21 protein-coding genes and 2 pseudogenes are annotated in these 21,815 nt (G+C 59.0%); 11 read left to right on the top strand and 12 right to left on the bottom strand.

Annotation, left to right across the window (positions count from 1 at the left end):
• Nucleotides 1-47: 47 nt before the first annotated feature.
• The 3 genes from CDA56_RS21885 to CDA56_RS21895 are packed head-to-tail and all read left to right on the top strand — an operon-like array spanning nt 48 to nt 3,543.
• Nucleotides 48-2,345 carry a formate C-acetyltransferase gene (locus CDA56_RS21885; protein ID WP_103813997.1) on the top strand — a complete coding sequence of 766 codons (2,298 nt, stop codon included), beginning with the start codon at nt 48-50 and terminating at the stop codon, nt 2,343-2,345.
• Nucleotides 2,311-3,186 (top strand): [formate-C-acetyltransferase]-activating enzyme, encoded by an 876-nt coding sequence (locus tag CDA56_RS21890; protein ID WP_025106242.1) that lies wholly within the window; start codon nt 2,311-2,313, stop codon nt 3,184-3,186. Before CDA56_RS21885 ends, CDA56_RS21890 begins: the two co-directional genes overlap by 35 nt.
• A gap of 15 nt (nt 3,187-3,201) precedes the next feature.
• Nucleotides 3,202-3,543, top strand: coding sequence for a PTS fructose-like transporter subunit IIB (locus CDA56_RS21895; protein ID WP_004849743.1), 342 nt, complete (start codon nt 3,202-3,204; stop codon nt 3,541-3,543).
• A 358-nt stretch (nt 3,544-3,901) separates the two neighbouring features.
• Here the strand turns inward: CDA56_RS21895 and CDA56_RS21900 are convergent, their stop codons facing one another.
• Nucleotides 3,902-4,669, bottom strand: a complete 768-nt coding sequence (locus CDA56_RS21900; protein ID WP_102802848.1) for a phytanoyl-CoA dioxygenase family protein — start codon at nt 4,667-4,669, stop codon at nt 3,902-3,904.
• Between the two features lie 252 nt (nt 4,670-4,921).
• On the opposite strand from CDA56_RS21900, the gene CDA56_RS21905 reads away from it, so the two are divergent.
• Nucleotides 4,922-5,755 (top strand): helix-turn-helix transcriptional regulator, encoded by an 834-nt coding sequence (locus CDA56_RS21905; protein ID WP_049082348.1) that lies wholly within the window; start codon nt 4,922-4,924, stop codon nt 5,753-5,755.
• A 1-nt stretch (nt 5,756) separates the two neighbouring features.
• Here the strand turns inward: CDA56_RS21905 and CDA56_RS21910 are convergent, their stop codons facing one another.
• The gene (locus CDA56_RS21910) at nt 5,757-6,659 is read right to left on the bottom strand and encodes a GGDEF domain-containing protein (protein WP_064378455.1); all 903 of its coding nucleotides are present in this window, start codon (nt 6,657-6,659) and stop codon (nt 5,757-5,759) included.
• Between the two features lie 132 nt (nt 6,660-6,791).
• Nucleotides 6,792-7,106 carry a nitroreductase gene (locus CDA56_RS21915; RefSeq protein WP_103814061.1) on the bottom strand — a complete coding sequence of 105 codons (315 nt, stop codon included), beginning with the start codon at nt 7,104-7,106 and terminating at the stop codon, nt 6,792-6,794.
• A gap of 110 nt (nt 7,107-7,216) precedes the next feature.
• On the opposite strand from CDA56_RS21915, the pseudogene CDA56_RS21925 reads away from it, so the two are divergent.
• Nucleotides 7,217-7,360, top strand: a pseudogene (locus tag CDA56_RS21925) (DUF2938 family protein); the annotation flags it as partial.
• Nucleotides 7,361-7,430: 70 nt separating this feature from the next.
• On the opposite strand, the gene CDA56_RS21930 reads toward CDA56_RS21925, so the two are convergent.
• Together CDA56_RS21930 and CDA56_RS21935 are read right to left on the bottom strand one after the other, a co-directional pair.
• Nucleotides 7,431-7,745, bottom strand: a complete 315-nt coding sequence (locus CDA56_RS21930; protein WP_014228778.1) for a chorismate mutase — start codon at nt 7,743-7,745, stop codon at nt 7,431-7,433.
• Nucleotides 7,746-7,821: 76 nt separating this feature from the next.
• Entirely contained in the window at nt 7,822-8,358 is a 537-nt protein-coding gene (locus tag CDA56_RS21935; RefSeq protein ID WP_102802849.1) for a helix-turn-helix transcriptional regulator, read from the bottom strand.
• A 692-nt stretch (nt 8,359-9,050) separates the two neighbouring features.
• On the opposite strand from CDA56_RS21935, the gene CDA56_RS21940 reads away from it, so the two are divergent.
• Together CDA56_RS21940 and CDA56_RS21945 are read left to right on the top strand one after the other, a co-directional pair.
• Nucleotides 9,051-9,752, top strand: coding sequence for an oligogalacturonate-specific porin KdgM family protein (locus CDA56_RS21940; protein ID WP_004131233.1), 702 nt, complete (start codon nt 9,051-9,053; stop codon nt 9,750-9,752).
• Between the two features lie 68 nt (nt 9,753-9,820).
• The gene (locus tag CDA56_RS21945) at nt 9,821-11,530 is read left to right on the top strand and encodes a pectate lyase (protein WP_103813995.1); all 1,710 of its coding nucleotides are present in this window, start codon (nt 9,821-9,823) and stop codon (nt 11,528-11,530) included.
• 64 nt (nt 11,531-11,594) lie between these two features.
• Here CDA56_RS21945 and hpxK read toward each other — a convergent pair whose 3' ends face one another.
• From hpxK to hpxU, 7 genes and pseudogenes are all read right to left on the bottom strand, one after another.
• On the bottom strand, nt 11,595-12,857 hold the full coding sequence (hpxK, locus tag CDA56_RS21950) for an allantoate amidohydrolase (protein WP_102802851.1): 1,263 nt from the start codon (nt 12,855-12,857) through the stop codon (nt 11,595-11,597).
• The gene (locus tag CDA56_RS21955; RefSeq protein ID WP_102802852.1) at nt 12,854-14,095 is read right to left on the bottom strand and encodes a pyridoxal-phosphate-dependent aminotransferase family protein; all 1,242 of its coding nucleotides are present in this window, start codon (nt 14,093-14,095) and stop codon (nt 12,854-12,856) included. The genes hpxK and CDA56_RS21955 overlap by 4 nt, the downstream gene beginning before the upstream one ends.
• Nucleotides 14,096-14,105: 10 nt before the next feature.
• Nucleotides 14,106-14,846 carry an amino acid ABC transporter ATP-binding protein gene (locus CDA56_RS21960; RefSeq protein ID WP_025106229.1) on the bottom strand — a complete coding sequence of 247 codons (741 nt, stop codon included), beginning with the start codon at nt 14,844-14,846 and terminating at the stop codon, nt 14,106-14,108.
• Nucleotides 14,827-15,483 (bottom strand): amino acid ABC transporter permease, encoded by a 657-nt coding sequence (locus CDA56_RS21965; protein ID WP_014228771.1) that lies wholly within the window; start codon nt 15,481-15,483, stop codon nt 14,827-14,829. The genes CDA56_RS21960 and CDA56_RS21965 overlap by 20 nt, the downstream gene beginning before the upstream one ends.
• Nucleotides 15,483-16,147: pseudogene (locus tag CDA56_RS21970) on the bottom strand (amino acid ABC transporter permease). The gene CDA56_RS21965 and the pseudogene CDA56_RS21970 overlap by 1 nt, the downstream one beginning before the upstream one ends.
• A gap of 9 nt (nt 16,148-16,156) precedes the next feature.
• Complete coding sequence (locus CDA56_RS21975; RefSeq protein ID WP_014838043.1) at nt 16,157-16,942, bottom strand: transporter substrate-binding domain-containing protein; 786 nt, start codon at nt 16,940-16,942, stop codon at nt 16,157-16,159.
• 214 nt (nt 16,943-17,156) lie between these two features.
• On the bottom strand, nt 17,157-17,996 hold the full coding sequence (gene hpxU / locus CDA56_RS21980) for a MurR/RpiR family transcriptional regulator HpxU (protein WP_025106228.1): 840 nt from the start codon (nt 17,994-17,996) through the stop codon (nt 17,157-17,159).
• 168 nt (nt 17,997-18,164) lie between these two features.
• On the opposite strand from hpxU, the gene hpxW reads away from it, so the two are divergent.
• From hpxW to hpxZ, 4 genes are read left to right on the top strand one after another with little or no spacing between them, the layout of a single operon-like run.
• Nucleotides 18,165-19,748 (top strand): oxamate amidohydrolase, encoded by a 1,584-nt coding sequence (gene hpxW, locus CDA56_RS21985; protein ID WP_102802854.1) that lies wholly within the window; start codon nt 18,165-18,167, stop codon nt 19,746-19,748.
• A gap of 9 nt (nt 19,749-19,757) precedes the next feature.
• Complete coding sequence (gene hpxX, locus CDA56_RS21990) at nt 19,758-19,946, top strand: oxalurate catabolism protein HpxX (protein ID WP_047725089.1); 189 nt, start codon at nt 19,758-19,760, stop codon at nt 19,944-19,946.
• A complete protein-coding gene (locus CDA56_RS21995) occupies nt 19,943-21,340 on the top strand; it encodes an AtzE family amidohydrolase (RefSeq protein ID WP_048263105.1) in 1,398 nt (465 codons plus the stop codon). Before hpxX ends, CDA56_RS21995 begins: the two co-directional genes overlap by 4 nt.
• Nucleotides 21,337-21,723 (top strand): oxalurate catabolism protein HpxZ, encoded by a 387-nt coding sequence (hpxZ, locus tag CDA56_RS22000; protein ID WP_049071243.1) that lies wholly within the window; start codon nt 21,337-21,339, stop codon nt 21,721-21,723. Before CDA56_RS21995 ends, hpxZ begins: the two co-directional genes overlap by 4 nt.
• Nucleotides 21,724-21,815: the final 92 nt, after the last annotated feature.

Below are 21,815 nucleotides of genomic sequence, written 5' to 3' on the forward strand. Positions count from 1 at the left end.
GAATGCCCGGGGCGCCCTGCGCCCCGCAAAATAACATGGAGTTTGTCATGACCAATCGCACTCAACGCTTAAAAGATCGTCTGTTCGCCAACCCGCGCGAAATCTCCCTCGAGCGAGCGCTGCTCTACACCGCCAGCCATAAACAGACCGAGGGGGAGCCGGTGATGATCCGCCGGGCGAAAGCGACCGCATGGGTCCTCGATCATGTGCAGATTTCGATTCGTGATGATGAACTGATTGCCGGCAACCGGACCATCAAGCCGCGCGCCGGGATTATGTCCCCGGAGATGGATCCCTACTGGCTGCTCAAGGAGCTGGACCAGTTCCCGACCCGCCCGCAGGACCGCTTCAACATCAGCGAAGAAGATAAGCGCATCTACCGCGAAGTGCTGTTCCCCTACTGGGAAAATCGCTCGATGAAGGACTTCATCAACGCCCAGATGACCGATGAAGTGAAGGCCGCCGTCAGCACGCAGATTTTTAGCGTCAACCAGACCGATAAAGGCCAGGGACATATCATCATCGACTACCCTCGCCTGCTGGAAAACGGCCTCGCCGCGCTGGTGGCGGAGATGAAAGCGGTGAGTCAGCGGCACCCGCAGAACAATTTTTATCAGGCGGTGCTGATCCTGCTGGAAGCCTCCCAGCGCCATATTCTGCGCTATGCGGCGCTTGCCGATGACATGGCCGCCGGCTGCGGCGACGGGCAGCGGCGCAAAGAGCTGGAGACCATCGCGGACATCTCCCGCCATAACGCGGTGCACCGCCCGGAAGATTTCTGGCAGGCCTGCCAGCTCTTCTGGTATATGAACATCATTTTGCAGTATGAATCCAACGCCAGCTCCATTTCGCTGGGCCGCTTTGACCAGTACATGCTGCCGTACTATCAGGCTTCGCTGAATCGCGGCCAGGATCCGCAGTTTCTTCAGGAGCTGCTGGAGTCGCTGTGGGTGAAGTGCAACGATATTGTCCTGCTGCGCTCCACCAGCAGCGCGCGCTACTTCGCTGGCTTCCCGACCGGCTATACCGCCCTGCTCGGCGGCCTGACCGAGACCGGACGCAGCGCGGTCAATATCCTGTCGTTTTTATCCCTCGACGCCTACCAGAACGTTCGCCTGCCGCAGCCGAACCTCGGCGTGCGGGTCAACGAGCTGGTCGATCGCCCTTTCCTGCGCAAAACCGCCGAGACCATTCGCCTCGGCACCGGCATTCCGCAAATCTTCAATGATGAAGTGGTGATCCCGGCGTTTCTCAACCGCGGCGTCTCGCTGGATGACGCGCGGGATTACTCGGTGGTTGGCTGCGTTGAGCTGTCGATCCCGGGGCGCACCTACGGCCTGCACGATATCGCCATGTTCAACCTGCTGAAGGTGATGGAAATCGTGATGCTGGAAAACGAAAGTAACCCTGACATCACCTGGGACGGGCTGATCAACCAGATCCGCGACAAGATTCGCTATTACATTAGGCTGATGGTCGAAGGCAGCAATATTTGCGATATCGGCCACCGCGACTGGGCGCCGGTTCCCCTGCTCTCTTCCTTTATTGAGGATTGCGTGCAGCACGGCCAGGATATCACCGAAGGCGGCGCGCGCTATAACTTCTCCGGGGTCCAGGGCATCGGCATCGCTAACCTCAGCGACTCGCTGCACGCGCTTAAAGGGATGGTGTTTGAGCAAAAACGGCTCAGCTTCGCTGAACTGATCGCGGTGCTGAAAGCCAACTTCCAGACGCCGGAAGGGGAAAAAATCCGCGCGCGCCTGATCAACCGCTTCGAGAAATACGGCAACGATATTGACGAAGTGGACAACATCAGCGCCGATCTGCTGCGATTCTACTGCAAAGAGGTAGAGCAGTACCGCAACCCGCGCGGCGGTCGCTTTACGCCGGGCTCCTATACCGTCTCTGCCCACGTGCCGCTCGGCTCGGTCGTCGGCGCCACTCCGGACGGACGCCTGGCCGGAGAGCAGCTGGCGGACGGCGGGCTCTCGCCGATGCTCGGCCAGGACGTGCAGGGGCCGACCGCGGTGCTTAAGTCGGTCAGCAAGCTGGATAACTTTCTGCTCTCCAACGGTACGCTGCTGAACGTCAAATTCATCCCGGCGACCCTTGCCGGCGACGGCGGCCTCAATAAGCTGGCCGACTTCCTGCAGGCATTCACCAGGCTGAAGCTGCAGCATATTCAGTTCAACGTGGTTAACGCCGATACGCTGCGCGAAGCCCAGCAGCGGCCGCAGGATTTTGCCGGCCTGGTGGTGCGCGTTGCGGGCTACAGCGCCTTTTTCGTCGAGCTGTCGCAGGAGATTCAGGATGACATTATCCGCCGCACCGCGCATCAGCTGTGAAGTCCTGGAAACGCGCGCCGATAAGGCGCGCATTTTTAATATCCAGCGCTACTCTTTGAATGATGGTCAGGGGATCCGCACCGTCGTGTTTTTTAAAGGCTGCCCGCATACCTGTCCCTGGTGCGCCAATCCGGAGTCGATCTCGCCGCAAATTCAGACCGTACGCCGGGAGAGCAAGTGCCTGCGCTGCTCCCGCTGCCAGCAGGACGTGGTCGAGTGCCCTTCCGGCGCGTGGCAGCAGATTGGCCGCGACGTCACCCTCGATAATCTGCTTAAAGAGGTGCTGAAGGATGAGGTCTTCTTCCGCGCCTCCGGCGGCGGCGTGACCCTGTCGGGCGGCGAAGTCCTGATGCAGGCCGAATTCGCCGCGCGCCTGCTGCGCCGCCTGCGCGAATGGGGGATCAGAACGGCGATTGAAACGGCGGGCGATACCGCCTACCGCCGCTTTTTTCCGCTGGCGCAGGCCTGCGATGAAGTGCTGTTCGATCTGAAAATCATGGATGAAACGCTGGCCCGCGAGCAGCTGCGGATGAATATGCCGCGGGTGCTGGATAACTTTACCCGTCTGGTGGAAGCGCATATTCACGTGATCCCCCGGGTGCCGCTGATTCCGGGATTCACGCTTGATGAAGCGAATTTCCGCCGGATTCTGGCGTTTTTGGCCCCCTTTAAGCTGCCGGAAATTCATCTTCTGCCGTTCCATCAGTACGGCGAACCCAAATATCACTTACTGGGAAAAAAATGGTCGATGTCGATGATTAAAGCCCCTGCAGAATCTGAGATTCAGCCATTCAGGACGCTGGCCGAACGGGCCGGTTTTAGCGTGACCGTCGGCGGATAACGCCAGGAGGATGCTATGGATTTCACTATCGTTGCCGTCACGGCCTGCGTCAGCGGCGTCGCTCACACCTATATGGCGGCCGAGCGGCTGGAAAAAGTCGGCCACCAGGAGAAATGGAATATCAAAATTGAAACCCAGGGCGCGCTGGGGGTTGAGAACAAAATAATGGCCGACGACATCGCCCATGCCGATGTCGTTCTGCTGGTGACGGATATTGAAATTGACGATGCCGGACGCTTTAGCGGCATCCGCACCATTAAGACCAGCATCAAAACCTTTCTGCTGCAGCCGCAGCAGATTGTCGACGCGGTGAAATGCATTATGAAAAAGCCGGTGGTTTATCTTGAGATCCCGTGAGTACACCGGTGATTTTGTAGCCCGGGCAAGGCGCTTGCGCCGCGGCCCGGGGAAATAGCACCGCGCCTGCTCAGACTTCCCCCGGTCGCGCTGCGCTTACCGGGGCTACAGGTTCACCGCCGTTTGCCGTTTTGTCGCCCGGGCAAGGCGCCTGCGCCGCGGCCCGGGGAAATAGCACTGCGCCTGCTCAGACTTCCCCCGGTCGCGCTGCGCTTACCGGGGCTACAGGTTCACCGCCGTTTGCCGTTTTGTCGCCCGGGCAAGGCGCCTGCGCCGCGGCCCGGGGAAATAGCACTTCGCCTGCTCAGACTTCCCCCGGTCGCGCTGCGCTTATCGGGGCTACAATTCCATGCGATTTTTACGCCACGCCCAGCAGCCATTTCTGCGCGGGCGTCAGGCGGCTGGCGGTTTCCGGCGTCAGCCAGCGCTGCTGATCCTGCTGCGCGGTATCCCCCCTGTCGATATATAAACCGTGCAGCACGCGCCTTCTGCTGCCGACGCGGTTGCGCGTCCCGCCGTGCCAGGCGTGGGCGTTATAAATCATCACGCTGCCCGCCGGCGCGGCGAACACCACCTCATCAGGATGCGCCAGCTCCGGGTCATCCAGCACCGCTTCCGGCAGCTCCGGACGCAAATGGGTGCCGGGAATAATGCGCGGCGCGCCGTTTTCAGCGCTCAGATCATCGATAGCCCAGATGGTATTTACCAGATGCACTTTCGGAAAATCGTGACGCGGCTTTTTCCAGTCCGCATGCAGCGGCTGATGGCCGCCGTTGAACAACGCTTCCCGCGCGTTCAGGCTGGAGACTTTAAAATCCCCCTGAAAAACATACCGACAGGCGGAGAGAATCAGCGGATGGGACCAGACCTTTTCCCAAATCGCGCCTTTGTTAATCAGGTTGGCGATGCGGGTTGCCGTCGCTTCCTGGTGGTGCTCCATCGCCAGATTATCGCCCTCTCTCTCGACGATGGCGTCGATAAGCGCGCGCATCGCCGCCAGCCACTCCGCGTCCGCCACGTTAAGCACGACGGTGTAGCCCAGGGTATCCAGCTCCTGTTTCATTGCCGGGCTCAGCGCAACGTTCGCCCCCAGCGCATCCAGATAAACCGCAGATTGTTGTTCCATATTTATATTCCTTAACTTATCGATAACACAAAACAAACTCTAATCGGCGGCGGGCGGGAATACATGAGGGCAAAACTACGAAAAACTGGACGAGCGTACGCGGCAGGGAAAAGTGTGATGGCCATCAAAATCCAGCTTTTTCCCCCTTCCTGCAGGGCAGGCATTAGCGAAGCCGCCTGATACAGAACAAGCCTGTGCAGATAAAATAGATTATAATCAACAGGATAATTGCTCTCTTCTAAGGCATACGGAATGATTGACGATCTGGCGGATATTTTAAATCGTTTAGTAAATCAGAAAGATAATCTGCACGTCAGGTTCCCCGACCCGGATATCTCCGAGCCCGAGCTGGCGTTTAAGGTGCCCTTTCCACGGCTGGAAATTGTGCTTGAGGGCGAGCTTAAGGAGAGCGGGCTGCCGCTGTCGGAGACAATGCTCTCCGCCTCGCAGGTGCTCTACGTTCAGGCGGGTAAATGGACGCTGCCGGAATGGACCGCGCCGGCGTCGACGTTAAGCATTCTGTTTGGTCGCCAGAAGCTCGGGTTTTGCGTTCAGCACTGGGACGGCAAGCAGCTGCGCACGGAAAAGCAGAACGTCGCCCGCCTCGGACCGCGCGTGGGCTCCTACCTGCTGCTGTCGCTCAATGAAATCTGCCTGCAGCCGGACCCGGTAACCGCCAGGCTGGTGGTCGCGGCCCTGTTGAGCCACTGCCTTGAGCAGCTGGTCGGGCTGGAGATGCGCGTCAGCCGCAGCCGCGATCTGTTTCTGGCGGTACAGGATTATCTCGAAGAGCATCTCACCCAGCCGCTGACCCGCGAGTCGGTAGCGAAGCGTTTTCATATTACGCCCAACTACCTGTCGCATATATTTCAGAAATCCGGCTCCGTCGGTTTTAATGAGTTTCTCACCAGCGTCCGCCTGGAAAAGGCGAAAAAGATGCTGCGCGGCTACGACCTCAAGGTCAAAGAGATCGCCCACAACTGCGGTTTTGTCGACAGCAACTATTTCTGCCGGGTGTTTAAACGCTACACCGAGCGCTCGCCTTCCGAATATCGTCGCCACTGCCGCAGCGCGCAGCAGGGATAGTTCACGCGGCCCATTCAACCCGTCCGCGGCCGTTATTTTTCGCCTTATAGAGCGCGTCATCGACCTTTTTAATAAACAGGTTCTGCGGCTCGTCTTTATGGCGCAGACCGACGCCAATGCTGATCGACAGCGGGTTATCGTGGTTGATCAGGATCGCGCGGGCGTTTTGCAAAATCGACTGCGCCAGTTCATCCACTTCCTGCGCCGACAGGCCATCGACAATAATGGCAAACTCTTCTCCGCCAATCCTCGAAGGCAACACCTTATCGCTGGTAAGCTTCGCCAGCTGTTTGCCAAGGGCAAACAGCACTTCGTCCCCCACCAGATGTCCCCAGGTGTCATTAATTTTCTTGAAGTAGTCGATATCCACAATCATCAGCGCCAGCCTGCGCCCCTCTTTCTCGCGGATGGTGTCGATAAAAAAGCGACGGTTGGGCAGCTGGGTCAGCTCATCCTTGAGCGATTGCGAACGCGCGTCGACGTACAGGAGATTGATGCGCTCAATAATTTTGTAGACCCCGACCGCGCTCAGCAGCATGCCGGACAGGCGCAGCAGATCTTCGCAGTAGTACCCCATCCAGCGCGGCTGGTGGAATATTTCGTCCATCAGATCGAAAGTGCCCCCGGCAATCCACAGCAGCAGGCCGTAGCGTACCCAGTTAACCGCCACGTGGTTCATCCGCACCTTGGTCGAACTCCAGAGCATAAACAGCAGAAATAGCAGCGCCAGCAGATCGATATACATCCCTGGATTGGTCAAAATTTCGCGCCACGGCCCCAGCGGCGGCGAGACGAACGCGCACAGGCTCGATACGGCGACGATCGCCAGCAGTGCCGGAAGAATATGCGTTCGAGAGATAGAGGAAGAGGGTTGAATATGGATGTTTTTTTCGCGTTCGGGCATGGTCAGGTCTCATTACAGCGCGGCTTGCCGGGTTTTTAGCATAACAGCGCAGAGCGTTTGCGCGAACTGTAAAGGTGCGATGCAGGGCGACGGGCGCGGATTTCCTGGTCCGCCGCAGACTCAGCCTCAAGGCTATCTCGAACTATCAGCTTCAACGTTAACGCTGACGTTCAGTCTCTTCGCCTCCATGGTTATTATCTTCCGGGCAAGGGCCCTGTCGCCGCCGTGCCCCCGATCTATCAGCGTCTGGACGATTGTCATCATAAGAAAGTGCTGATTAGCCGGACAGAAATCGGTCATATCAATCCCGCAATCCGCCAGCTGCTGGTGCGCATCGCGCTCTGTCTGCTCAATGGTTTCAATCACTTTCTCTTTCATATGCTCGATACGCGCAAAAACCACGCGATTAATGATTTCGATTTGCTCAGGCGTAAAATTTTTTTCCATCATTATGCTCTCGTCAAAGTATAAGGTTCTTAATTAGCTGACCAGCCTCAGCTCTCTCGCCACAATCCTTTTAAACTCTTCACAATGCCTATGCTCCGGCTGCGTGCAGCGTACTTCAGCCCGCATTGGGCTTCGGCATTGCGGCGTCGCAAACACCTCGCCCGTGGCTGGCTCGCTTGCTAAGCGTGCTCACACATCTGGCCTGGGGATTCGGGCTCTATATCGCGGCACTGGCTATCAGAGCGTGGGGATAATAGCTTAGCAGCCCGTCGGGGGTCAGAATGAGGCTAACTGACCCTTCACGCCAGGAGAATATCGTGTGGGTCACTCACCCAACACACCGTTACTTTTTTGCCGCTGTAGCTGATTATGTTGCTCAAGCTCATATTCAATGAATGCATCTATCATGGACCGATACACTTTCTCAATAATCACTTCGGGTAACCCTGCGGCAGCCGCCTTTTCGCGAACCCGATCAATAACCTGCTGCACGCGCGCGGGAGCACGAACGGCGGAGTGGTCAGTTTTGAATGCGGCAGCGGCTTTAACGCACTCAGCACGTTGAGCAATCAGGCTAACCAGTTCGCTATCAATCGAATCGATCTGGCTTCTGACATCGGCAAGGGTGGAAAACGTCATCACTTTGAACCTTTAAACTAGTACAATGGCTCAGAATAATATCTCAAATTTCGCCAGATTCCAGCCCTGCGTTTATTCAGAAAGCGCTGGTACGCATAGCCGCATAGAGGGAGCAGAGCTCCTGCAGGCTTTTGGTTCCCATGCGCTTCATCAGCCGGGTACGCTGGACGCTGACCGTGGACGGGCTGACCCCGCGGATACGGGCAATATCATCCAGAGAATGGCCGCGTAAACTGAGCCTCATGATCTGTTGCTCGGCATGGGTAAAATTAAACGTATCGGGCAGATAAGCAACGCTCTGGTTCTGGGCCGATAACAGGCCCATCACTTTTAACGCCTGACGCAGCTCTTCGACCGTCAACCTCTCTGACAAACAGAGCTTTAACAGGCCCGGAAACAGCCGGTTGATGGTCTCAAAATGGCGCTCAGAGGTGATGAAGATGGCGTAGTGCTCCGGCGGATGGCGAGAGAACAAAGCATATATCTCCTGGATATCCATCCCGCAGGTGACATACACGCAGTTGCTTAACCCCGCATCCGCGCCATCGCTCAGCTCCTGCACTATATTCTCTACGCCAGAAATAAATACACGATCCTTTCCATGAATAGTCATCTTGAAGTCCCGAGGTTACCGTCTTTTATTATCCTTCCATATGGATACTTTTCGGAGAGTGTTATGTCGTCAGTCTGGCAGATCAATACCGCCCTCTTTTCCGTTTAGCTTTCGTTTAGCTTAAAGGAATCGGCAGTACTGGCTTCGGTTTAACCATTGAAACCATCTAACTACTTTTAAGTTTTAACAAACTGAGCGCTTAAAAATATAGGAATAAGATTACCGTCAATTCACAAAAAATCCTTATATTCGCAAATAAAAACGCAAAATAAACCCAAAGAAACCACTCAACTAGATGATTCAAAAGAATAATTAATTATTAGGATTATCTTTATAAATGACATAAAAAATATTTTCCCTCTATTTTTAATATTCAGATCTCGATCTTAAAACATCATTTCATTTTGTGTAAAAGTAATTTTCAATAAAATTACGGACAGTACTAATTAGTCATCACCAGGGAATAAAGAATAATGTGTGGTGAATCCCCCTAAGCGGCGGGGTCATGCTGAATTGAGGAATGCCCTCATCGACGTTTCGTTTTTATAGACGAATCAGGAAGTCAGCGCCTGATTCACCGGGAGGCACCCGGCACCACACTACCATCTAATAATTTCATTTGTATCGTACTGCCTGCTTTACGGCAGGTAATTTCTTGTACCTTTGGAAAATAAAAAAAGTAGAGGCACCCTATGTTTCGTTCCTTATTATTAGTCACGATCCCTTTTATCAGTATTGCTGCCCACGCGGTGACATTTGATTATCGTCATGAAACCAATGACAAAGCCGGCAATAATCATAAAGACAGACTGCTGATGTCTCACCGTTTTGCCAATGGCTTTGGCCTGTCGCTGGAAGGGAAATGGAAAGGTTCACAGGATAAAAATAAAGCCTATGATGAAACCGTGAGTAACGGCACCGAAGTGGTGGCGAGCTATGTGCATAAAATAAATAAAACCTTCCAGATTGAGCCCGGCTTCTCTCTGGATACCAGTTCGTCTTCAAACAACTACCGCCCTTATCTGCGCGGCAAAGCCAACCTGACGGATGACCTCAGCGCCTCACTGCGCTACCGCCCTTACTACAAGCGCAATTCAGGCAATATCGGTACATCTAAAGATACCTCAGAGAACGGTTATAATCTGACCAGCGTTATTTCCTGGAAATTCCTCAAAGATTATCAGCTCGATTATGAACTGGACTATAAAAAAGCCAACTCCGCCGGGGTTATTTTAGCGGATAACGAAAGCTACGACTGGACCCATGATTTTAAGCTGACCTATAAATTCGATAAAAACTGGTCCCCTTATATGGCCATCGGCAACGTTTCCGGCAGTAAAGCCACCGATGAACGCCAAACGCGTTATCGCGTTGGTGTGAAATACTCCTTCTGATAACTTCCTGTCAGCCAGATAATAAATAAGGGTTTCATTAAACCCTTATTTTCATTAAGAGGAAAATAATGAAGATTGCAAAAATCACCCTGGCATTGGGCGCTCTGAGTCTCTTCTCACTGAGTGCTGGCGCCCAGGAGAACGCGCGCCTGAGCAGCGTAAAGCAGTTCGCTGACGTCGTGCTGGATAAAGCGGGAGATCGGTACGGCCATCACTCTCCTCTGCTGGCCAATGGCGTGGATCCTCGCACCGGCAAGCAAATGGAATGGGTCTTTCCGGACGGTAAAGTGACCGTACTGTCGAACTTCTCGGCCCAGCAAAACTTGATGCGGGTGCTGGTAGGGTTAAGCAACCTGACCGGCGAAGCAAAATATAAGCAGCGGGTCGCGGAAAATATTCGCTACTACTTTGACCACTATCAGGACGCCAGCGGGCTACTGCTGTGGGGAGGCCATCGCTTTGTTGATTTGAAAACGCTGCAGCCTCAAGGCCCGAGCGAAAAGGAGATGGTCCATGAACTTAAGAACGCGTATCCCTATTACGACATGATGTTTGCCGTCGATGACAAGGCTACCGCGCGCTTTATCAAGGCTTTCTGGAACGCTCATGTTTACGACTGGAAAACGCTGGAAACCAGCCGTCACGGGGAGTACGGCAAAGCGATGGGCGCGCTCTGGCAAAGTGATTTTGTCCAACAGCCGCCCTTTTTCGCCACCAAAGGCCTGAGCTTTCTCAATGCCGGCAACGACCTTATCTACTCCGCATCGCTGCTCTATCAATACGATGGTGACGCTGGCGCGCTGACGTGGGCGAAGCGTCTGGCCGAACAGTACGTTCTGCCGCGAGATAAGAAGACCGGGCTGGGCGTCTACCAGTTTACCCAACCGCTAAAACGCGCCGACACCACCGATGACAGCGACACGCATTCGAAATACGGCGACCGCGCGCAGCGTCAGTTTGGCCCCGAACTGGGCCCGGACGCGCTGGAGGGCAATATGCTGCTGAAGGGCCGGACCAGCACGCTCTACTCAGAAAATGCGCTGATGCAGCTTGCCCTGGCAAAATCGCTCGGCAAAGACGGTGACGATCTCAAAAAATGGACCCTTGATGGCCTCAAGGCCTTCGCGACCTACGCTTACGATGAGCAGAACAATACCTTCCGCCCGATGCTGGCCAACGGTACGGATCTCTCCGGCTACGTGTTAAAACGCGATGGCTATTATGGGAAAAAAGGCACGGTGCTCAAAGCCTATCCGGCGGGAAATGAATTTCTTCTCTCCTACGCCCGCGCCTGGACGCTTGAACCGGATCGTGCCATCTGGAAAGTCGCCCGCGGCATCGCGAAAGGCCAGGGTTTAGGCGATATCGGTGAACCCGGCGGCGCAAACCGCAGGCTGAATAGCCAAACGGAGAACCATCAGCCGTATGCGATTTTCGCGCTTATCGACCTGTGGCAGGCCACCGGGCAGCAGGACTATTTGACGCTGGCGGATCGCATCGGCGCGAACATCATCAACAAGCAGCGCCTCAACGGTTTTTTTGTCGATGATGCTGAGGCCGGATATGCCAGTATCGATAGTATTGCCCCCTATGCGCTTCTCGCCCTGGAAGCCGCCTTCCGCAACACGCCGAACGCGGTGGCGCCGTTCCTGAACGGCGCGGGATTCACCGAGGGTGCTTATCGGCTGGCTGACGGGACGGTTCGCTACTCCACCCGAGATGACGAGCTGTTCAGGCTCAGACCCGGCGAACAGCTCAAACCGAACGGCAAAAGGTAAAACAGGCCCCCACCGTGGTGGGGGTTGCGCTGTGGCCGCTTTACCTGAAGCGAAACGATAGCCGCTACTTCCCGGCATCCAACGCCGACACCGCGCGCGAATAGGCCGCTATCGCCAGCGCCACATCGTCGGCGGTGACCGACTCGGCGGGATGATGGCTGATGCCGCCTTTGCAGCGCACAAATAGCATCGCTGACGGCCAGCGTTCGGCCATGGCGATGGCATCATGCCCGGCGCCGCTCGGCAGCGTCAGCGAACGCCCCTGCACCGCCTGCACCGCCTCGCTCAGTACCTGCTGCAATCCGCTATCGCAGGCGGTGGCGGCAATACGGTAAAACTCTTCGGCGCTGAACCGCAGCTGGCGACGAGAAGCAATGGCCTGCGCCTCCTTCAGCAGCGTATCCAGCAGCGCATCCAGCGGCTGGTCGTGCGGCCCGCGAATATCCAGGGTCAGCGTAACGTCGCCGGGTATCACGTTAACCGCGCCGGGCGCGCAGCGCAGCGTACCCACCGTGGCGACCCGGTTTACGCCCTGCTCGCGGGTCAGAGTCTCTACCCGCACCATCCACTCGGCGGCGGCGGCCAGCGCATCTTTCCGATGACTCATCGGCACGGTCCCGGCGTGCCCCGCCTCGCCGGTAAAGCGGCAGTTCAGGCGACGCGCGCCGTTGATCGCCTCGACCACCCCCAGCGCCAGCCCTTCCTGCTCGAGGCACGGCCCCTGCTCGATATGCAGTTCCAGGTAGGCGGCAATCTCCTCCGGGCGGCGGGCGGCAAGATGAATGCGCGCCGGATCCAGCCCCGCCAGCACCATCGCCTGCGCCACGCTGACGCCGTCGGCATCGGTCTGCGCCAGCCAGCTCTCGGGCCAGGTACCGGTTATCCCGCGGCTGCCGAGCAGCGTAATACCGAAGCGCGTCCCCTCTTCATCGCAAAAGCCGACAATCTCGATGGCCTGTTTCAGCCGCCGCCCCTGTTGATGCAGACCGTGCACCACTTCGATCGCCGCCAGGACGCCGAGCATCCCGTCGTAACGCCCGGCGTTGCGCACCGTATCAAGGTGCGACCCGAGCAGGATGGCGGGCGCTCCCTCCTGCTCTCCCTCGTAGCGGCCGCAAATATTGCCGACGCTGTCCTGCCAGACGGTCATTCCGGCCTGGGTCATCCACCGCGCCGCCCGCTGGTTGGCCTCGAGATGCTGTGGGGAGAGATAAACCCGGGTCAGGGCATCCGGCGTTTCGCTGATCGCGGCCAGCTCATCGGCGCGGGCCATCACCCGCGCCGCGGCCTGCTGCATTTCCGCCTGCTGGCGTTGTGCTGGACTCATTGGGCGCTCTCGCTGCGATAGTGATCCCACGCGGCCTGCATCGCCGCGCCCTGAGTGGTGGGGAATTTGAGATAGTTCAGCACCGACTCCAGCGCGCTGAGCGTGGTCATCACGCAGTCTTTACGCGCGTTGTACCCCATGGTGCCGATCCGCCACACTTTGCCGTGCAGCGGGCCGAACGAGGTACCGATTTCAATACCGAAATCTTCCAGCATCAGCTTGCGCGCCTGGTCGCCGTTGATACCCTGCGGGATAACGACGCCAAGCACGTTGTTCATCTTATGTTTCAGGTCGCCGAAGGTCTCCAGCCCCATCGCCTGAATGCCTTTGACCAGCGCGTCGCCGTGCAGCTTATGGCGGGCAATGCCGTTATCCAGCCCCTCCTGGAGGATCAGCCGCGCGCATTCGCGGGCGCCGAACAGCGCGGTGGTGGCCTCGGTATGATGGTTAAGGCGCTCCGGCCCCCAGTAGTCCATCACCATGCCGAGATCGAAATAGTTGGAGTAGATCATCTCCTCGTCGCCGTCGCGGTGGGCATCGGTGCGAATCCCCTCTTCCACGCATTTGCGGCGGCGAATCGCCTCTTCCATGCGCGCGCTGAGGGTAATCGGCGAGGTGCCGGACGGGCCGCCGAGGCACTTCTGCATCCCGGCCGAGACCGCATCCAGCCCCCAGGCGTCGGTTTCCAGCGGGTTACCGCCCAGCGAAGCGGTGGCGTCGGTGTAAAACAGTACGTCATAGCGGCGGCAGATATCCCCCAGCTCCGCCAGCGGCTGCAGCATCGTGGTGGAGGTGTCGCCCAGCACCGTCAGCAGCAGGCGCGGACGAATACGTTTGATGGCATCCTCCACCTGGTCCGGGGTAAACACCTCACCCCAGGGCACTTCAATGGTGTGCACTTCCGCCCGGCAGCGGCGGGCGATTTCGCACAGCAGATGGCCGAAGCGGCCAAACACCGGCACCAGCACCTTGTCCCCCGGCCGAATAGCCGAAACCAGGATCGCCTCAATCCCGGCCCTTGAGGTTCCGTCCACCAGCATCGTCCAGCGGTTTTCGGTACGAAATACGCCGCGGTACAGCGCCATCACTTCGTTCATATAGTGGGTCATCGCCGGGTCGTACTGGCCGATCAGCTGGCTCGACATGGCGCGCAGCACGCGCGGGTCGGCGTTAATCGGGCCGGGCCCCATCAGCAGGCGCGACGGCGGATTGAGTTGCGGAAACTGAGTGATATCCATCTTTAAGTCCTTATTGATTGAGGCCGCGCACGGAGGAAATAAACTGCTTCAGTTCGCTGGTCTGCGGGTTGGCGAACAGCGTTTTGCTGTCGCCCTGCTCCCAGACGCGTCCCTGATGCATAAACACGACGCGGTCGCCCACTTCGCGGGCAAAATTCATTTCATGGGTCACGAGAATCAGCGTCATGCCCTCCGCCGCCAGCTGCTCCAGCACCTTAAGCACTTCGCCAACCAGCTCCGGATCCAGCGCCGAGGTGATCTCGTCACAGAGTAAAACTTTTGGCGACATCGCCAGCGCACGGGCAATCGCCACGCGCTGCTGCTGGCCGCCGGAGAGACTCGACGGGTAGTAATCGAGCCGGTCGCCCAATCCGACCTTTTCCAGCATCCGCTGGGCCAGTTCACGGCACTCGGCGGCGCTCTTCTTCAGCACCCGACGCGGCGCCAGCATCACGTTTTCCAGCGCCGTCATATGCGGAAACAGGTTAAAACTCTGGAACACCATGCCGATAGAGCGGCTGATCTCCCGCGCCTGCGATTCGCGGTCGGTAATGGTCATCCCACCGAGCTTAATGCTGCCTTCCTGATAGCCTTCCAGGCCGTTGATGCAGCGCAGCAGCGTGCTTTTGCCCGACCCGCTGCGGCCGATAATCGAGATCACTTCGCCCATATCGATATCCAGATCGACGCCCTTGAGCACGTGGTTATCGCCGTAGTACTTCTGCATCTGATTAATGGTGATGAGAGGCATTGAATTTGTTCTCCAGATGGCGGCTGTAGCGGGACAGCGGGTAACACAGAATGAAATAGCCCAGCGCCACCAGCGCAAAGACTTTAAACGGCTGATACGTCACGTTGGTCAGCATCGTTCCCGCTTTGGTCAGCTCGACGAAGCCGATAATCGACGCCAGCGCGGTACCCTTGATCACCTGCACGGCAAACCCCACCGTCGGGGCGATGGCGATCCGCAGCGCCTGCGGGGCGACGACCCGATACAGCGTCTGGCCAAAGCTCAGCCCCAGACAGCGCGAGGCTTCCCACTGCCCTTTTGGCAGGGCGCGGATGCTGCCAAACCAGATATCGAGCAAAAAGGCGCTGGTATACAGCGTCAGCGCCAGCGACGCCGCGGTCCACGCCGAAACGTCGATGCCGAACAGCGCCACGCCGAAAAAGGCGAGAAACAGCTGCATCAGCAGCGGCGTCCCCTGAAACAGTTCGACATAGCCGCGGATCAGGCGTTTTACCTGACGCCCGCCGGTCATGCGCAGCAGCAGGAGCGGCAGCGTGACCAGCGCGCCGCCGAGAAACGCCACCAGCGACAGCAGCACCGTCCAGCGCCCGGCCAGCAGCAGATTGCGGACAATGTCCCAATCGGTAAAGGTGGTCATCATGCCTGCACCCCCAGCCATTTACGTCCCGCCGCCATCAGCAGCTGACGCATCGTTATCGACAGCGCTAAATAAATCCCCGTCGTCACCAGATAGACCTCAAAACTGAGGAAGGTGCGCGACTGAATCAGGTTAGCGGCAAAGGTCAGCTCTTCATAAGAGACCTGCGACACCACCGATGAACCGAGCATGACGATGATGCACTGGCTCACCAGCGCCGGATAAATGCGCTGCAGCGCGGGGGCAGAATGACCTGAATAAAGGTCTGCGTCCGGGTCAGCCCCAGTACGCGCCCCGCTTCCCACTGACCTTTCGGCGTCACCTGAATCCCGGCGCGCACGATCTCGGTACTGTAGGCCCCAAGATTGACCACCATCGCCAGCAGCGCGGCCTCGCCCGCCGTCATCTTCAGCCCCAGATTCGGTAAGCCGAAGACGATAAAAAACAGCTGTACCACAAACGGCGTGTTGCGAATCAGTTCGACATACCCGCCCCAAATCCGGCTGAACCACGTGGGTCGCCCGCTGCGGATGGCGGCGCCGAAGATGCCAATCGTCAGGCCACCTATCGTCGCCAGCACCGTCAGCTGAATGGTCACCCACAGCCCCGCCAGCAGCTCCGGCCAGTGCGGCCAGAGCGCAGAAAAATGAAGTTGCTCCGTCATGCCCGGACCTTACGCGCCGAGGCTGGCAGGCAGCGGCGCTTTCAGCCACTTCTCAGACAAACCGTTCAGGGTGCCGTCTTTTACGCCCTGCTCAATCAGCGCATCCACTTTCGCCTTCAGGGCCGGTTGGTTCTTTTTCAGGCCGATAAAGCACGGCGAATCCTTCAGCATAAAGCTCGGCACCGGGGCCTTGTCAGCGTTCTGCCGGGAGATGGCCGCCACCACCAGGTTGCCGGTGGCCACATACTGCACCTGGCCAGATAAATAGGCCGACAGCGTGGTGTTGTTATCTTCGTAGCGCTTAATCTGCGCCTCTTTCGGCGCCACGCTGGTCAGCACCATATCTTCCACCGCGCCGCGGGTCACGCCCACGCTTTTACCGCTCAGCGCCGCCGGGTCTTTCAGCTCCGCGCCTTTCGGGCCAAACACGCCGAGGAAGAACGGCGCATAGGCGCGGCTAAAGTCGATCACCTTTTCGCGCTCGGCGTTTTTACCGAGGCTGGAAATCACCAGGTCCACCTTATCGGTTTGCAGATAAGGCACGCGGTTGGCGCTGGTCACCGGCACCAGCTGCAGCTTGAGCTTCATCTCTTTGGCGAGATAGCGCGCCATATCGATGTCGTAGCCCTGCGGCTGAAGGTCGGTACCCACCGAGCCAAACGGCGGGAAATCCTGCGGCACCGCAATGCGGATCGTGCCGCGCTTTTCAATATCCTGGAGCTGGTCAGCTTTCGCCGCCGGGAGGTTGGTTAACAGACAAGCGGCCCCGGCCAGTGCGATCAACAGTTTCTTCATGATGTTTACCCGTTACGTTAGCATGAAACAAAAGATTCTTTGAAGTCACTTTTGCAACTAATATGCCAGATACAGCGCCGCGCATCGGGTTAGCCCGTCGTTTGGCTAAGCGAACGTAAAACAAGGGAAATTGAGGAATTAAGAGGGAACGACCGCGCGTTCCCCCATTATTTTAACGCACCAAAATCATGCAAAGCACCACGCTGGCGCCCCATTATCGTTGCTCCAGCTCGTCCAGCTGCTGATAAAGGGTGGCGATGTCGTGAATGCGCGGGCGGCCTTTATCGAGAATTTCGTGCAGAAAGGCGTTCGACAGCAGATTGATCAGGCTATTGACCGAGGCGTAGCTGTCGTAGGCCGATACGCTATCCAGCGGCGCGCAGAGCCGCCAGCGCGCCAGCGGAAACAGGCCGTGGGCCTGCGGCTCGCACATCAGCAGCGCCGGAATGCCGCTGCTCTGCAGCTGCTGCAGCAGCGGGCGAATAATTCGCGGGCGGCGGCGGAACGCCATCACCACCACCAGATCGTCGGCGGTTAAATCCACCAGCTCTTCGCTTAAGCTTTGTCCCGGCTGCGGCAGCACCAGCACCTGCCCGCGCGCCTGCAGGAGCTGCTGGCGCAGATGCAGCGCCGCCGGATAAGCATTGCGCATGCCGATAATCATGATACGCCGGGCGCTCACCAGCGCCTGAATCGCCTCGGCGAACTGCTGGACATCAAGGGCGTTAACCCACTGGGTCAGGTTGGCCATCTCCTGTTTATAGTGGCGCGCCAGCAGCGTGTTGCCCTGCACCGCATCGCGATTATCGGTCAGCGGCATTCCGCTCTGGCGCAGGGTGCGCAGCTCATCGCGCATATCTTTATATTTTTCATAGCCCAGGCGCTTGAACAGACGGCTGACCGTGGCTTTCGATACGCCGCTCAGCTGCGCCAGCTCGGCGCTGTTGTAGCTAATCAGGTCATCAAAATGATCGAAAATAAAATCCGCCACCCGCTGCTCCTGGGGCGATAATGACGGGTACTGCTCTTTCAGTCGTTCATCAAGCTGTTGCATAAGACCTCTGTAACTTTCGTTTCACCGCACTATACCGTTAACGTCTTTCATAATGCATGCCAGTTCGACAAAAAACGCCCATCGCCAGCAGCAATTGAAACTTTACGTTCAGACATGGAACAGCTTTTGCAACCCTCTGCGGACATTTCGCTTAATTGAGGACACCCCATGCAAAGTCATGTTGCCGCCCGCGGGATGGCGGTTGCGCCCCATCATCTGGCCAGCCAGAGCGCGCTGGCGGTTCTGCGCGGAGGCGGAAGCGCCATCGAAGCGATGGTCGCCGCCGCTGCGACCATCGCCGTAGTTTACCCGCATATGAACGGCCTCGGCGGCGATGGCTTCTGGCTTATCGTGCCCCCCGAGGGCGATCCCATCGCCATTGACGCCAGCGGCGCGGCGGGGTCGCTGGCGACGCCGCAGGCCTACGCCGGCCTCGCGCAGATCCCCCACCGCGGCCCGCAGGCGGCCCTGACCGTGGCGGGCACCGTCAGCGGCTGGGACGAAGCGCTTAAGGTTTCGCGGGAGTTAACCGGGAAATCGCTGCCGCTGACGCGTCTGCTGGAGGATGCCATCGGTTACGCCGCCGGCGGTATCCCGGTGACCGCCTCGCAGGCCAGCGCGACCGCCGATAAATTCAGCGAACTGCGCGACCAGCCCGGCTTCGCCGAAACCTTTCTGGTGGACGGCCAGCCGCCGAAGGCCGGGAGCCGCTTTTTGCAGCCGGCGCTGGCGAACACCCTGCGCCGATTAACCGAAGACGGTTTAGACAGCTTCTATCGCGGGCCGCTGGCGGAGCAGCTGGCTCGCGGTATGGCAAAGTACGGACTGCCCGTCACCCTTAGCGACCTGCGGCAGCATCGCGCTCGCCGCCCCCAGCCGCTCAGGCTGGCGCACCGGCACGGCGAACTGTGGAACCTCGCGCCGCCGACCCAGGGACTGGTTTCGCTGGCGATCCTCGGCATCACCGACAGGCTGGCGATGGCCGATGCCGACGATGCGATGACCGTCCACCGAATTGTGGAGGCGACCAAGCTGGCCTTCGGCCTGCGCGACGCGCATATCACCGATCCCCGCCACCTTGATGTCGATATCCAGAGCCTGCTGGCGCCGGCGGCGCTGCAGCCGCTGGCGGAGAATATCGACGACCAGCGGGCGGCCCCGTGGGGCGCGGGCAAAGGCCCGGGCGACACCGTATGGATGGGGGTTATCGATAAAAGCGGGCTGGCGGTCTCCTTTATCCAAAGCCTGTACCACGAGTTCGGCAGCGGCGTGGTGCTGCCGGAAAGCGGCATTGTCTGGCAGAACCGCGGGGCATCGTTCAGCCTCGACCCGCGCCACCTGCTGGCGCTGGCGCCCGGCAAGCAGCCGTTTCACACCCTCAACCCCGCCGCCGCAAGGCTGAACGATGGCCGGGTGATGGTGTACGGATCCATGGGCGGCGACGGCCAGCCGCAAACTCAGGCCGCTATTTTCACCCGCTACGTCATGCAAAACGTGCCGCTACAGGAGAGCATCACCCGGCCGCGCTGGCTGCTGGGGCGTACCTGGGGGCAGACTTCCGACTCGCTCAAGCTGGAGGGCCGCTTCAGCGCCGAAAGCGTTGCCCGCCTGCGTCAGCTGGGGCACGACGTTGACGTGCTGGCCGATTTTAGCGAAGCCATGGGCCACGCCGGGGCGATTGTATGCCATCCCAACGGCCTGTTTGAGGGGGCCAGCGATCCGCGCAGCAACGGCTCCGCCGCCGGCTATTAGGAGCTGATGATGAACACACCGCACAACGAATGGGACGCTTACCTCACACAAATGGAACAGCTGCTGGCGCTGGAGCTGGACGATGCGCGGCGCGCAGAGCTCAGGATGCAGTTTAGCCGCATTGCCGCCATGGCCGGGCCGCTGCTGGCCTTTCCCCTCGACGATCGCGTCGAAATCGCCGGAGTCTATAAAGCATGAAGCTACCTGAAATGACGATTCACGAAATCCAGCGCGCGCTGGCCGCCGGCGAGCTCAGCGCCAAAGAGATCGCCCGCCACACCCTGGAGAACATCGCCCGCGTTAACCCGCAGATCAACGCCTGGACCCACGTCAGCGAAAAGCGCATGCTCGCTGAGGCGGAGAATATCGATACCCTGCGGCGGGAAAAAAAGCCCCTGCCCGCGCTGGCAGGCGTTCCCTACGCGGTGAAAAATCTGTTCGATGTCGCCGGCAATACCACCCTTGCCGGGGCGCAGTTGCTGAGCGATCGCCCCGCCGCCGCCGCCGACAGCTGGGCGGTGCGCCAGCTGCATAGCGCGGGCGCGCTGCTCTCCGGGATGCTGAATATGGATGCCTACGCCTACGGTTTTACCACCGAGAACAGCCACTACGGGGCGACGCGTAACCCGCACGATCTTTCGCGGATCGCAGGCGGCTCCTCGGGCGGGTCGGCGGCGGCGGTGGCCGCCGGGCTGGTGAATTTCTCGCTGGGCAGCGATACCAACGGCTCCATTCGCGTCCCGGCCTCGCTGTGCGGGATCTTCGGCCTCAAGCCGACCTTTGGCCGTTTGTCGCGCTCCGGGAGCCATCCTTTCGTCGCCAGCCTCGACCATATCGGTCCGTTTGCCCGCTGCGTCAGCGACCTTTCCGCGGTTTACGATGCCCTGCAGGGTCGCGATCCGGGCGATGGTTTTCAGGCCGACAAGGCCAGCGAGCGCACGGCGAATCTGCTGTCGCGCGGTCTCGAAGGCCTGCGCTGCGCCACGCTCGGCGGTTATTTTACGACATGGTGCGATAACGACGCCCGTGCGGCCGTCGCTCGCGTCGCCGGGGCGCTGGCGGCGCATGAGGCTGTGATTTTCCCGGAGGCGGAGCTGGCCCGCTCGGCGGCGTTTATTATCAGCGCCGCCGAGGGCGGAAATCAGTACCTGCCCGCGCTGCGTAGCCAGCCCGAACGTTTTGAGCCGAACTCCCGCGAGCGACTGCTGGCGGGCGCGATGATCCCGTCGGCCTGGTATCTTCAGGCCCAGCGCTTCCGCCGCCACGCGCAGCAGGCGTTTAAAGCCCTGTTCGCCCATGCGGATGTGCTGATCGCCCCGGCCACGCCGTGCAGCGCGACGCTCATCGGCGCGCAGACCATGGAGATTAACGGCCAGCCGCTGCCGATTCGCGCCAGCATGGGGATGCTGACCCAGCCCATCTCCTTCCTTGGCCTGCCGGTGGTCACCGTGCCGCTGCGTACGGCGAACGGTCAGCCGATTGGCCTGCAGCTGATTGCCGCGCCTTTTAATGAACAAGCCTGTCTGCGCGCGGCGCGGGCGCTGGAAGAGATGGGCATTACCGACGCCCGCCCGGTGGAGATAGCAGCATGATGACGCAAGAGCAGATTAATCGCCCGTTGGTTCTCGCGGAGGTGACGGCGGCGTTTTACCGCTATGAGGAAGCGCTGGTGAGCAACGATATCGCGGTGCTGGATGAGCTGTTCTGGCACGATAAGCGCACGGTGCGGCTGGGGGCCGGGGAAAATCTCTACGGTATCGACGAAATCCGCGCCTTTCGCGCCGCCCGCCCGGCCGCCGGCCTGCAGCGCGCGCTGCGGCACACCACCATCACCACCTTCGGCGAGGATTACGCGGTGTGCAGCACCGAATTCACCCGCGAAGGCAGCGAACGCATTGGCCGACAGCAGCAAACCTGGGTGCGCTTCCCCTTCGGCTGGCGCATCGTCGCCGCCCAGGTGAGTTTGATGAGTTAAGCCCCGCGCCTTTCCCGGTATCCCCCGGGTTGCGCTGCGCTTACCCGGGCTACGGGTCCTACCGGATTGCGGCCGTTTGCAGAGCTGTAGCC

It is taken from the genome of Klebsiella michiganensis (assembly GCF_002925905.1).
GTDB lineage: Bacteria > Pseudomonadota > Gammaproteobacteria > Enterobacterales > Enterobacteriaceae > Klebsiella > Klebsiella michiganensis.